Source organism: Flexivirga sp. B27 (assembly GCF_052905685.1).
Window position 1 is genome coordinate 422461 of record NZ_JBPYUM010000001.1, and the last position, 12832, is coordinate 435292.

A 12832-nucleotide genomic window follows, 5' to 3' on the forward strand; every position below is an offset into this window, starting at 1 on the left:
TCAGTCGGCCGGGTCAACGAGCAGGCTCAGTCGATGAGGATCGCGCGCACGTCGCGTCCGGGCAACTTGTCGCGGCCCTGCAGGAAACTGAGCTCGAGCAGCATCTCCAGTCCCATGACCTCGGCGCCGGCGCCCTCGATGAGCTCGCAGGCGGCAGCGGCGGTGCCACCCGTCGCCAGCACGTCGTCCACCAGCAACACGCGATGCCCTGCTGCGAAGGCGTCGGTGGTGACTTCGATGGTCGCCGTGCCGTATTCCAGGTCGTAGGACCGCGTGTGGGTCTCGCCCGGCAGCTTGCCGGCCTTGCGAATCGGCACGAATCCCAGGCCCATTCGCAGTGCCAGGGGCGCACCGAGGATGAAGCCGCGAGCTTCGACACCGGCGACGACGTCGACCTTGCCGGCCCAGCGCCCGGCGATGTCGTCCAGCACGACACCGAACGCCTCCGGGTCCCGGAAGAGCGGTGTGAGGTCCTTGAACAGCACGCCCGGCTTGGGGAAGTCGGGCACCTCACGGGTACGCGAGGCCAGCACCTGCGCGATCCGCTCGGCGGCGCCCTGCTCAGGCATCGTCGTCGCGCTTGGCCAGCGGGTGGATCTCGCGCTTGCGGACCTTCGTGGCTGCTGCCGCCCGCGCCGCCTTGGCACGCTCCGGCTCGATCACACCCGACGCGCTCTCGCCGGGAGTGTGCACCCCACCGCTGCCGGTCCGAGCCAGCACACTCGCCTGGCTGGTCTGATAGGCCAGCGCCCGACGGTCCAACTCCTGGATCCCCGCCTCCCGGTGCCGCAGCGAGGTCAGCAACGGGGTTGCGATGAAGATCGAGGAGTAGGTGCCGACGGCGATGCCGAAGAACAGCGCCACCGCCAGGTCGAGCAGCGTGCCCGGGCCCAGCAGGAAGATGCCGATGACCATGATCGCGGTGATCGGCAGCAGCGCCACGACCGAGGTGTTGATCGAGCGCACCAGGGTCTGGTTGACGGCGTAGTTGGCTGCCTGCGCGTAGGTGCGGTTGCCGTCGCGGGCCGCCTCGTCGGTGTTTTCGCGCACCTTGTCGAAGACAACGACCGTGTCGTAGATCGAGTAGCCGAGGATGGTCAGGAAGCCGATCATCGTTGCGGGCGAGATCTCGATGCCGGTCAGCGCGTAGATGCCGACGGTGAAGAACAGGTCGTGCAGCAGCGCGACCAGCGCTGCGGCGGCCATCGTCCAGGTGCGGAAGTAGACCGACAGCAGGATCGCCAGCAGCAGCAGGAAGACGATCAACGCCTGGATCGCCTTGTGAGTGACCGAGGATCCCCACGAGGGGCCGATGAACTGGGTGTCCACCGACTTCTGCTTGACGTTGAACTCCTTGGCCAACGAATCTGCCACCTTGTTGGTGGCCGTCGAGGTGCCGTCGCCGAGCTTCTTGGACTCGATCTTGAGGGTGCTCGGGCCGGCCTTGGTGACCTGCAGGTTGTCTGCCGACCCGACCGCGGACTTCACGGCGTCGTGCGCCCGCTGGTCGAAGTTGGAGATGTTCTTGATGTTCGACACCGCGACCTGTGAGCCGCCCTCGAACTCGAGGCTGAAGTTCAGCCCGCGACCGAAGAGCCCGATCGCCGCAACGATCAGCAGGACACCGGTGACGAGGTACCAGGTCCTCCGGCGCTCGATGAAGTTGATCTGTCGGCGACCGGTGAACAGGTCGTTGCCGAACTGCGCGAAGCTGGCCATCAGGCTCGTCCTCCTTCGACCGTGGCAGAACTCGCCGTGGAGCCCGCCGCGGCCTTGCGGTCCGCGATGGTGACGCGACCGCGGCCGGCATACGTGACTCCCGCAGCACCCAGGCGCTCCGGATCGAACCCGGACCACTTGTGGCCGTTGCCGAAGAACTTGGTGCGCGCCAGGATCGTCAGCAGCGGGTGGGTGAACATCATCACGACCGCGATGTCGACCAGGGTCGACAACCCGAGCGTGAACGCGAAGGCCTTGACGTTGTCCTCACTGAGCACGTAGAGCACTGCCGAGGCCAGGAAGTTGACCATGTCGGAGATGATGATCGTCCGACGGGCACGCGCCCAGCCGGTCTCCACAGCGGCCCGCAGGGGCCGCCCGGATCTGACTTCATCTCTCACCCGCTCGAAGTAGACGATGAAGCTGTCGGCGGTGATACCGATCGAGACGATCAGACCGGTCACGCCGGCCATGGTGAGTCGGAAGCCACTGGTGAAGCCGAGCAGGGTGACCAGGCCGTAGCTCAGGAAGCCCGCGACGATCAGCGAGGCGACCGTGACGAAGCCGAGTGCGCGGTACTGCAACAGCGAGTAGATCACCACGAGCAGCAGGCCGATCAGACCGGCGATGATGCCCTTCTGCAGCTGGTCGGTCCCGACCTCGGGGCTGACCTGGTTGGAGGTCAGCTCCTTGAAGGAGAAGGGCAACGCACCGAACTTCAGTTGGTTGGCGAGCGTCTTGGCGCTGGACTCGGTGAAGTTTCCGCTGATCTCGGCGTGGCCGTCGGTGATCGGCGAATTGGTCGTCGGCGCGGAGATGACTCGACCGTCCATGGTGATCGCGAAGCGGTTCTGGTCGGTGCCCTGATACTGCATCAACCGCTTGGTGACGTCGGCGAAGGCCTTCTTGCCCTTGTCGTTGAACGTCAGGTTGACCGCGATGGTGTTGGTCGCGATGCCTTGCTGGTTGGTCTGGTTGCCCCAGGTCGCGTCGGTGACGTCGGTGCCGGTCACTTCGGCCGGGCCGAGCAGGTACTTCTGCTTCTCGTCACAGCTGACGGTCGGCTGGTCCTTCGGCGCCTGCGCGGAGATCTCGCGCCACTCTGTCGCGGACGGACCCGTGGTGTGTTGTGCCTTGGTGCACGGGTATGCCGCGAAGAGCTCGGAGTAGGTCTCCCCCGCCGTGGCCATCTTGTTGTCGACCCAGATCTGGTCGACCGGCATGCTGCCCCAGTTGGTGTCGCTGGCCGATGAGGGAGCCGGGCGTGCACCCGGCAGCTGGCGTTGCGGCTCCGTCTGGGTGGGCGCCGGCGTGGCCTTGTCCGAGGGCGTGGCCTTCTTGGAGGCCTTCGAGGTGGCACTGCCCGTGGACGTCGGGGACGGCGTCTTGGTGTCGCTCAGGAATGCCTGCGGCAGCAGGTCGTTGGCGCCGGACTTCGTGGTGCTCGGCGACGCGCTGGAGGTGGGGCTCGACTTCGAGCTCGGCGACGCACTGGAGGTGGGGCTGGACTTCGAGCTCGACGCGGGACTGGACTTGGAGCTGGATTTGGAGTCCGAGCCCGACTTCGATGTCGGAGCCTTCGGCGCGGCGGCCGGGATGTTCTGGGCCTGGATCACCGCCCGGAATCGCAGCTGCGAGGACTGGGACAGTGACTTCAGCGTCTGCTCGCTCGGGTTGCCCGGGAGCGACACCTGGATCAGCGACTTGTTGATCGTGGCCACTTGAGCTTCGGAGACACCGTTGCCGTTGACGCGGTTGCGGATGATCTGCACGGCCTGGTTGACCTGGCCGGCGTTGACCTGCTGGTCCTTGCCGACGATGGGCTCCAGGACGATCTGCCGGCCGCCCTCGAGGTCGAGGCCGAGCAGCGGCGTCCACTGTCCCTTGGGCGAGCCCCAGGCGACGGTGCCGGCGATGCCGGCATAGACCGCAACGACCAGTAGCAGCAGGATGGTCAGGATCCGCCGGGGTTTGCCCGGGTTGGATCGGCGTACGCGGGTTGCCACCTATTCGGCCTTCGTCTCGGGAGTGGTGCCTTCGTCGTGCTTGTTCAGATCGACGGACTCGGTCGTCTCGGACTGCTCACTCGTCTCGGACTGCTCTGTGCGAGACGACTCGCTCGGGGCGCCCACCTGGCTGCGCGGCACGATGGCGCGGCGGACGAAGCGCATCCGCACACCGGGTGACACCTCGACGGTGCCCTCCTCGTCGTTGAGCTCCACCAGGGTGCCCAGCAGCCCGGACGTGGTGCTGATCTCGTCACCGACCGCGATCTGTGCCTGCGCATCACGCATCTGCTGCTGACGCCTGCGTTGGGTCCAGAAGAGCCACGCGAGCAGCAACAACGGCACCAGAATGATCAGAGAGCCCATGACAGCTCCTGTGCATACATCGAAAAGTCAGTCCTTGAGATGGTTGTCGTCAGACACGGTCGTCGCGCGCGGAAGGCGGCCGACGGGAGAGTCTAAGTGAGCAACGTCGTCACCCCGTGTCCGGGTTCCGAGCGTGTCGCTATCGATCAGTGAATCGGCCCACGCCGTCCTTGTGCAAATCAGTCGGTGAATCGGCCCCCGCCGTCATCGCCCAAAGGCAAGGGTATGGCGCCGCCGGTCGCCGTGGGCGGCGCGGTGAGTCCGAGATGGTCCCACGCGAGCTGAGCCGCCGCACGACCGCGCGGGGTGCGCACCAGATAACCCTCCCGCACCAGGTAGGGCTCGGCGACCGTCTCGACGGTGTCCGGCTCCTCTCCGACGGCTACAGCGAGGGTCGACAGGCCGACCGGTCCGCCGGCGAACCGCTTGCACAACGCTTCGAGCACGGCGCGGTCCAGCCGGTCCAGGCCGCTGCGGTCGACGTCGAACAACTCGAGCGCGGCGCGGGCCGCGGTCAAGTCGAGCACGCCGGCCCCGTGCACCTGTGCATAGTCGCGCACGCGACGCAGCAACCGGTTGGCGATGCGAGGGGTGCCACGGGACCGACCGGCGATCTCGGCGATGCCCTGCTCGGTGGAGTCGATCCCGAGCAGTGTCGCGTTGCGCGTCAGGATCGCGGCCAGGTCGTCCGCGGTGTAGAAGTCCAGGTGCCCGGTGAAGCCGAATCGGTCGCGCAGCGGCGCGGGCAGCAGCCCGGCGCGCGTGGTGGCACCAACGACGGTGAACGGCGGCAGTTCCAGCGGTATGGCGGTCGCGCCCGGCCCCTTGCCCACGACCACGTCGACGCGGAAGTCCTCCATCGCCAGGTAGAGCATCTCCTCCGCGGGGCGGGCCATCCGATGGATCTCGTCGACGAAGAGCACCTCTCCCTCGGCAAGCGAGGACAGGATGGCGGCCAGGTCACCGGCGTGCTGGATCGCGGGACCGCTGGTGATCCGGATCGGCTGCTCCAGCTCGGCCGCAATGATCATCGCCAGCGATGTCTTGCCCAGTCCGGGCGGCCCGGAGAGCAACACGTGGTCGGGCGGACGCTGCCGACGGCGAGCCGCCTCCAGCAGCAGACCGAGTTGGTCGCGCACGCGCGGCTGACCGGGGAAGTCGGCCAGTCGCTTGGGACGGAGCGCGACCTCGATCCGGCGCTCCTCCTCATCGCCGCCGGGGTCCACGATCCGCGAGGTTGCGTCCCATGACCCGTCGTCTTCTCGCTGCTCCATCTCCTCCATCATGACGGACCCAGCTGCCGCAGCGCGGCCCGCAACAGGTCGGACACCTCGGTGAGCGACGGGTCAGCGGCGGTGACCTTCGCGACGGCGTCATCGGCCTGCTTGGCCGACCAACCGAGTCCGATGAGTGCCTCGCTGACCTGCCCGTGGCCGGTGCCGGTCGGTGCGGGCGCGGTGTCCGCAGCATCTGCGGCGACCAGCGGTCCGACCTTGTCCTTCAGCTCCAGCACGATGCGTTCGGCACCCTTCTTGCCGATGCCCGGCGTCTTGACCAGGGCTGCAACGTCGCCACCGGCGATCGCCGCACGAATCTGGTCAGGGCTCGCAACGGCCAGCATTGCCAAGGCAATTCGCGGTCCGACGCCGCTGACTGTCTGCACCAGCTCAAAGAGATCTCGCTCGTCCGCGGTGCCGAAGCCGTAGAGCGTCAGCGCATCCTCGCGCACGACGAGCGTGGTCGACAGCGTCGCCGACCCGCCGATCCGCAGCGCCGCTGCGGTGCCGGGCGTCGTGTGCGTCAGCAGCCCCACTCCCCCGACCTCGACCACCACCTGGTCGAGCCCGACATGTTGGACGGTCCCGTGCAGGCTGGCGATCATCCGCGCGCTCCCGTCGCGGCGCGCTGCTTGGCGACAGCTGCCGCAATGCGGTCCTGAGCGCCGCCGCGCCATACGTGACAGATGGCGATGGCCAGTGCGTCCGCGGCGTCAGCGGGTTTGGGCGCGGTGTCCAGCCGCAGGATGCGGGTGACCATCGAGGTGACCTGGGCCTTGTCGGCGCGGCCGTTGCCGGTGACGGCGGCCTTGACCTCACTCGGGGTGTGCAGGGCGAGCGGCAGTCCGCGGCGCGCCGCGGCCAGCATCGGTATGGCGGACGCCTGCGCCGTGCCCATGATCCCCTTGATGTTGGCTTTGGCGAAGACCCGCTCGACCGCGACCGAGTCGGGCTGGTGATGCTCCATCCACTCGTCGATCTCGGTCTGCAGGCTGAGCAGTCGCTCGGCCGGATCATCGGTCACCGGCGTGCGCACGACGCCGACCGCGATCATCCGCACCGGCTGTCCGATGCCTCCTTCGACCACACCGAGACCACAACGGGTCAGGCCGGGGTCGACTCCGAGCACTCGCACAGCTGGGCAGCTCCTTCGGGACGGGGGTCCGACATATGTTCGGTCCCCCGTCAGCTTAGGCGGGAGTCCCGTCATACCCGTGAAGGCGCGGGCGGCGCGTCGGGCCGGGCTGCCAGCGTCATGGCGCCGAGATGCTGTGGTCGGCCGGCTCGAGTCCGTGCAACGGCGGCTGCCGCCAGCGCATCTCGACCGTATGCCGTGCCGGATCGACGACGAGCTGTATGACGTGCGGCGTCCGGATCATCCGCAACTCCGCCCGGAAAACCCCGTCGAGCCACCCGCCGGCGCAGCGGAAGGGCAGTCCCGGGTCGCCGTCCCAGACGCCGGCGAGCCATGTGCCCCGACCTATCGGTAGGCGCCAGGACCGCTGGCCTGAGCTGAGCACGGCGACCCAATGCTCGCCGTCGGCCTCGACCTGCACGCTGTCGATGGACGGCGCTGCGTCGCCACCCGTGCGCCGGAGAGATTCCGTGCCAGCTCCGCCGGCATCGTCCGGAGGCGGCGCGATCGTCGGAGCTGCCAGTCGGTCGGCCAGGACAGCATCCCCGGATCCTGAACCGGCACCGGAAAGGCCCGGCAGCAGGTGCTCCCATACGGCATCCAGCACGGTCTGCATCTCGGTCGTCTCGGCGGTCATCGCGAGGACGGCGTCCTGCTCCGGCAGTACGACGCAGAACTGTCCGTAAGCCCCATCACCGCGAAAACCGTTGCGGCACATCCAGAACTGGAAGCCATAGCCATGGCCCCAGTCGAAGGTCGGCTCCTCGACACCCGGCTTGCGGTGCGCTCCGTCGTTCGGCATCTGCGGTGAGGTGGCGAGCTCCACCCAGTCCGCGGGGACCAACTGTCGGGCATCCCACCGGCCGCGCTGCAGCAGCAGCTGACCCAGTCGGGCGATGGCGTCCGTCGACACGTGCAGTCCGGAGAAGCCGAAGTCGTGCCCGTGGCCGTCCGTGAGCCAGGCAGCAGGACCGATGCCGATCGGTTCGAACAGTCGTTGCCGCAGGTAGTCCAGCAAGCGCAGTCCGATGCTGGACTCGACCAGCCGCGCGATCGTGTAGGTCGCCAGCTGGTTGTAGGTGAAGACGCTGCCGGGCTCGCTTTCCGGCGGCAGTCGCAGGAAGGCCGCCAGCACGTCACCTTCGCCCGGGTGCACCTCCGGGTCGTCGAGATGCCCGGTCGCCATGCGCAGACAATCGCGGACGGTGACACGGCGCCAGGTGTCGGCGACATCGTCGGGCACGAGCTCGGGGACCAGGTCGACGATCCGGTCGTCGAGCTGAAAACGCTTCTCCCCCATTGCGATCCCGGCCGCGACACTGGTGAAGCTCTTGCTCAGCGAGTAGAGCAGGTTGACCTGCCCCGCTTCGTATGGCGCCCAATGCGCCTCCGCGACCACCGCACCGTGCCGCAGCAGCATGAGGCTGTGCGCCTCGATGCCGGCACCGGTCAGTGCGTCCAGGAATCCCGTGACCGCCGCGGCATCGACACCGGCATCGCTCGGCGTGCTCCTGCGCAGGGCGGTCGCGGTCACCCGATCAGTCCTCGGCTTCGAGCTCCGCGAGCACGTCGTCGGGGACGTCGCCGTTGGCGTAGACGTTCTGGACGTCGTCGCTGTCCTCGAGCGCCTCGATGATGCGGAACATCTTCTTGGCGCCGTCCTTGTCGAGCGGGACCTCGGTGGTCGGCAACCACGACGAGTCGGCGGAGTCGTAGTCGATGCCGGCACCCTGCAGGGACTCGCGCACGGCGACCAGATCCGTTGCCTCCGAGACGATCTCGAAGGACTCGCCGAGGTCGTTGACCTCTTCGGCTCCGGAGTCGAGCACGACCTCCAGCAGGCTGTCCTCGGTCGCTTCGCCCTCCGGCTGCTTCTTGGGCACGATCACGACACCCTTGCGGTTGAAGAGGAACGCGACAGAGCCGGACTCCCCCATCGAGCCGCCGTTCTTCGACAGCGCGGTGCGCACCTCCGCGACAGCGCGGTTCTTGTTGTCGGTGAGGCACTCGATCAACAGGGCGACGCCACCGGGCGCGTAGCCCTCGTAGGTCAGCGCGAGGTAGTCGGCGCCGCCGGCCTCCGCGCCCGAGCCGCGCTTGACGGCGCGGTCGATGTTGTCGTTTGGGACACTGGACTTCTTCGCCTTCTGGATGGCGTCGAACAGCGTCGGGTTGCCCGCCGGGTCACCACCACCGGAGCGAGCCGCGACCTCGATGTTCTTGATCAGCTTGGCGAACAGCTTGCCGCGCTTGGCATCGATCGCAGCCTTCTTGTGCTTGGTTGTCGCCCACTTGGAGTGACCGCTCATACATCCCTCTTCTGATTCGAACGTGCTGAAGCCTCGACCGACGATGTTATAACCCGCCGCTGGTCGGGTAGCGACGAAGGAGCGTATCGAGACCCGGCGCTACTTCGTCATACCCAGGAAGTACTCATGGATGCGGTGGTCCCCGGTCACCTCCGGGTGGAACGACGTCGCCAGCAGGCTGCCCTGCCGCACCGCGACGATGCGGCCCGCGGCCGGACCGGTCGTCACCGTGCCGAGCACCTGCACCTGCGGACCGACCGCCTCCACCCACGGCGCGCGGATGAAGACCGCGCGCACCGGCTCGTGCTCCTCCCCCAGCACCAGCGGCATCTCCAGATCGTCCTCGAAGGAGTCGACCTGCCGACCGAACGCATTGCGCCGGACGGTCACGTCCAACCCACCGAGCGTCTGCTGGTCGGGCGTCGCGTCGAGGACGCGGTCGGCCAGCAGGATCATTCCCGCGCACGAGCCGTATGCCGGGAGCCCGGCCTGCAGACGCTCGCGTAGCGGGTCCCGCAGGTCGAACGCCCGGAGCAGCTTGTCCATGGTGGTGGACTCGCCGCCGGGCAGCACAATGCCGTCGAGACCGTCGAGCTCCTCCGGACGACGTACCAACCGTGTTGCTGCTCCAAGGGATTCGAGGGAGCGTGCGTGCTCGCGGACATCCCCCTGCACCGCCAGCACACCGATGAGTGAATTCACTGCGCAAGCGTCCCACACGCACCCGAGCCGCCCGGCCGCACATCGGGCGCAAGAGAAATATCGCAGTTCTACGCATCGGCTTCGGAAAAAAATTCCTGCGCAACGCACCCGACTTCCCGTAAAATCACGATATATCGCGACAGTGAGGGAAGCTAAGTATCTGCCGCGAAGCCAACATTCCGGAGGGGTCATCGGATGGATCGTCGTTTCGCGGCACTGGTGTGTGGTCGCCGCAGCAAATACGCAGTACTCGTCATCTGGGTCGTAGCGCTGATCGCGCTCGGCCCACTCGCCGGCAAGTTGTCCGGCGCGCAGGACAACCAGACGTCGTCATGGCTGCCGGCCAGTGCGGAGTCGACCAAGGTTTACGACGAACTCGGGACGTTCGTCGACCGCAACAGCATGCCGGCGATCGTGGTCTATCACCGCGACAACGGCCTGACCGCGGCCGACCGGGCCAAGGCGAAGGCCGACGTTGCGACATACAAGAAACAGACGCCGCACCTGGGCGGTCCGATCATGGGTCCGATCCCGTCCAAGGACGGCACGACGCTGCAGACACTCGTCCCCCTGCACGTCGACCCGAAGAGCGGTTGGAACGATCTGCCGACCACCGCGAAGAAGATCCGCGCGACCGCGACGGACGGCGCGAACGGGATGAGCGTGCACCTCGGCGGCCCGGTCGGTTTCGGCGCCGACCAGGCGGACGCGTTCGCCGGCATCGACGGCACGCTGTTGTTCGGCACCCTCGGCGTGGTGATCCTGATCCTGCTGCTCACCTATCGCAGCCCGGTGCTGTGGGTGCTGCCGATCCTCAGCGCGGGCGTGGCGCTCACCGCCGCGCAGGCATTCATCTACCTGCTGGTGGACCACACCGGGCTGACCGTCAACGGCCAGAGCTACGGCATCCTCACCGTGCTGGTGATCGGTGCCGGGACCGACTACGCGTTGTTGCTGGTCGCTCGCTATCGGGAGGAGCTGCGCAGGCACGAGGACCGCCACGAGGCAATGGCATTCGCGCTGCATCGATCGGGTCCGGCGATCATCGCCAGCGGCAGCACGGTGATCCTGGGCATGCTCTGCCTGCTGGCCGCCGAGATGAACTCCACCAAGGGGCTCGGCCCCGTTGCGGCGCTGGGCATCGTCTTCGCGCTGCTGGCCATGCTGACGCTCCTGCCTGCGTTGCTGGTGACCGTCGGACGCTGGGTCTTCTGGCCTCGTCGCCCCACCTACGGCAGCCCTGAGCCGACTCAGAGCGGCCTGTGGGCGAAAGTCGGCGGCTTCATCCGCCCACGGCCGCGCGCGGTGTGGCTGGTGACGGTCGGCCTCCTGCTGTTGTGCTCGCTCGGGCTGACCCAGCTGAACTCGCACAGCCTGTCGAGCACCCAGAGCTTCACCGGCAATCCGGATTCGGTGACCGCGACCAAGCTCCTCCAGGACCACTACCGCACCAACTCGTCCGACCCGGTCTACGTCGTCGTCGACACGGCCGGTTCGACCCGGACCGGCAAGGCGCTCTCGTCGGCAGGTTTCGCACCCGCGGCGAAGCCGATCGTGCGTGGAGATCGCACCTTGCTGCAGACCTCCGTGTCGGGAGATCCTTACAGCGGCAACGCATTCGACCAGGTCAAGAAGATCCGGGGGATCGTGCACGGCATACCCGACTCGCATGGGCTGGTCGGCGGCACCACCGCAGTGACGTATGACGTGCAGCAAGCCACCGATCACGACAGCCGGGTGATCATCCCGCTGACCTTGTTGGTCGTGCTGGTCATCCTCGCGATCCTGCTCCGGGCGATCGTCGCCCCGGTGCTGCTGATCCTGACGGTGATCGTGTCGTTCGGCGCGGCACTCGGACTGTCGTCGCTGGTGTTCCACTACGTCTTCGATTTCGCCGGCACCGACCCGTCCCTGCCGCTGTTCGTCTTCGTCTTCCTGGTGGCGCTCGGCATCGACTACAACATCTTCCTGATGACCCGGGTGCGCGAGGAAGCACGCCAACACGGCACCCGACGCGGCGCGATCGTCGGGTTGTCAGCGACGGGTGGTGTCATCACCTCCGCCGGACTGGTGCTCGCGTCCACGTTCGCGGTTCTCGGGACGCTGCCGCTGGTGGCGTTCGCCGAGATCGGCTTCGCGGTGGCACTCGGCGTACTCCTGGACACGATCATCGTGCGCGCCGTGCTGGTCACCGCACTGACGCTCGACATCGGCCCGAAGATCTGGTGGCCCGGCAAGCTGCGGCTGGTGCCGGACGCGTCGGCCCGGCAGATCGAGGCCGACGCGGAACGAGACGCTGCCGCCCGCGTATGACGCCGGTCCCGACGAGTTAGGACCAGCAGGATGTGCGGTGGGGCGCACGTCCTGCTGGTGCTTGACTCCAGCCCGTGCAGCGACGGCATGTAGGACCAGCATGAAGTGCGGTGAAGCACACTGCCTGCAGGCCGGCGCAACCTGCAGACACGACCGACGGGCGGTCTGATGGTTCGTATGGACGATGACACCGCAGTCAGGATCGCCGCGCTGGAGCAGCACATCGACCGCCTCTACGCGCTGCTCGGCCAGCAGGGTCCCTACACCTCGCCGATGTGGACCCAGCCGCCGATCAACCCGGATGTCCCGCCGCCGACGATGTCCGGTGGTCCGGTCTCGGAGAGCGTGATGGGATTCGTCCGGCAGGGCAAGGAGATCCACGCGATCAAGCAGTATCGCCAGGAATCCGGTGCCGGGCTCCGGGATGCGAAGAAGGTGGTCGACACCGTGGTGCGCGACTACCGCGACGGACGCATCCGCTGACGGACGCCGCCGTCAGCTCGCGTCACCGATCGCTGCGACCACGTCGGGATCGACGCAGGCCTTCGCGTATGCCGCGATGCGCGCCCGGATCTCGCGGCCGAGCAGCCACTGGCCGATGGGCTCGGCGATCGGGCGCAGCCAGCCGGGCTTGACCGAGTAGGTGTACTTCCAGCGCGCGGTCGTCCCACCGACACCGTCCTGCTCGGCAGCGACGAATCGCCAGCCGCCGCCGAAGGTTTCGAAGAACCACGGGCCGGTCTCCATCGTCATGCCAACGCTCTTCGGCGGGCGGTAGGAGACGTACCGGCTGACCATCTTCGGGCCGACGCGTGCCCTGGTCAGCGTGTGCACACCGACCCCGGGGCGCTCCGCATCCATCAGCCGTTGCGACCGGATGAACGGGTCCCAGCGCAGCCGCACCTCCCCCGTGGTCTGACTCACCGCGAACGCCGTGTCGACGTCGACCGGCACCCACACCTCGGCACTCACCTGTGGCATGCCGCGAGTGTAGAGAACGTGCGG

General features: G+C 67.5%; 13 protein-coding genes. 2 read left to right on the plus strand and 11 right to left on the minus strand.

The features are described 5' to 3' along the window. Positions 1-26: 26 nt before the first annotated feature. The 10 genes from ACSZL9_RS02045 to pdxT form a co-directional block, all read right to left on the minus strand. Positions 27-569, minus strand: coding sequence for an adenine phosphoribosyltransferase (locus ACSZL9_RS02045; protein WP_446663796.1), 543 nt, complete (start codon positions 567-569; stop codon positions 27-29). Beyond that, positions 562-1719 carry a protein translocase subunit SecF gene (secF, locus tag ACSZL9_RS02050; RefSeq protein ID WP_446663797.1) on the minus strand — a complete coding sequence of 386 codons (1158 nt, stop codon included), beginning with the start codon at positions 1717-1719 and terminating at the stop codon, positions 562-564. Before secF ends, ACSZL9_RS02045 begins: the two co-directional genes overlap by 8 nt. Beyond that, a complete protein-coding gene (secD, locus tag ACSZL9_RS02055) occupies positions 1719-3725 on the minus strand; it encodes a protein translocase subunit SecD (RefSeq protein WP_446663798.1) in 2007 nt (668 codons plus the stop codon). Before secD ends, secF begins: the two co-directional genes overlap by 1 nt. Further along, positions 3726-4091, minus strand: coding sequence for a preprotein translocase subunit YajC (gene yajC / locus ACSZL9_RS02060; RefSeq protein ID WP_446663799.1), 366 nt, complete (start codon positions 4089-4091; stop codon positions 3726-3728). A gap of 179 nt (positions 4092-4270) precedes the next feature. Next, the gene (gene ruvB / locus ACSZL9_RS02065) at positions 4271-5365 is read right to left on the minus strand and encodes a Holliday junction branch migration DNA helicase RuvB (protein ID WP_446663800.1); all 1095 of its coding nucleotides are present in this window, start codon (positions 5363-5365) and stop codon (positions 4271-4273) included. An 8-nt stretch (positions 5366-5373) separates the two neighbouring features. Continuing rightward, positions 5374-5973, minus strand: coding sequence for a Holliday junction branch migration protein RuvA (gene ruvA / locus ACSZL9_RS02070; RefSeq protein WP_446663801.1), 600 nt, complete (start codon positions 5971-5973; stop codon positions 5374-5376). Then, positions 5970-6503: a crossover junction endodeoxyribonuclease RuvC gene (ruvC, locus tag ACSZL9_RS02075; RefSeq protein WP_446663802.1), complete on the minus strand. Its 534-nt coding sequence runs from the start codon at positions 6501-6503 to the stop codon at positions 5970-5972. Before ruvC ends, ruvA begins: the two co-directional genes overlap by 4 nt. Positions 6504-6621: 118 nt before the next feature. Beyond that, positions 6622-8037 carry a serine hydrolase domain-containing protein gene (locus ACSZL9_RS02080; RefSeq protein ID WP_446663803.1) on the minus strand — a complete coding sequence of 472 codons (1416 nt, stop codon included), beginning with the start codon at positions 8035-8037 and terminating at the stop codon, positions 6622-6624. A 4-nt stretch (positions 8038-8041) separates the two neighbouring features. After that, positions 8042-8812 carry a YebC/PmpR family DNA-binding transcriptional regulator gene (locus ACSZL9_RS02085; RefSeq protein ID WP_446663804.1) on the minus strand — a complete coding sequence of 257 codons (771 nt, stop codon included), beginning with the start codon at positions 8810-8812 and terminating at the stop codon, positions 8042-8044. Between the two features lie 99 nt (positions 8813-8911). Continuing rightward, positions 8912-9514 carry a pyridoxal 5'-phosphate synthase glutaminase subunit PdxT gene (pdxT, locus tag ACSZL9_RS02090; protein ID WP_446663805.1) on the minus strand — a complete coding sequence of 201 codons (603 nt, stop codon included), beginning with the start codon at positions 9512-9514 and terminating at the stop codon, positions 8912-8914. Positions 9515-9709: 195 nt separating this feature from the next. Between pdxT and ACSZL9_RS02095 the strand changes: the two genes are divergently transcribed. Together ACSZL9_RS02095 and ACSZL9_RS02100 are read left to right on the plus strand one after the other, a co-directional pair. Further along, positions 9710-11827 (plus strand): MMPL family transporter, encoded by a 2118-nt coding sequence (locus ACSZL9_RS02095; RefSeq protein ID WP_446663806.1) that lies wholly within the window; start codon positions 9710-9712, stop codon positions 11825-11827. Positions 11828-12004: 177 nt separating this feature from the next. Further along, positions 12005-12310 carry a hypothetical protein gene (locus ACSZL9_RS02100; protein WP_446663807.1) on the plus strand — a complete coding sequence of 102 codons (306 nt, stop codon included), beginning with the start codon at positions 12005-12007 and terminating at the stop codon, positions 12308-12310. A gap of 12 nt (positions 12311-12322) precedes the next feature. Here the strand turns inward: ACSZL9_RS02100 and ACSZL9_RS02105 are convergent, their stop codons facing one another. Further along, complete coding sequence (locus ACSZL9_RS02105; protein WP_446663808.1) at positions 12323-12808, minus strand: SRPBCC family protein; 486 nt, start codon at positions 12806-12808, stop codon at positions 12323-12325. Positions 12809-12832: the final 24 nt, after the last annotated feature.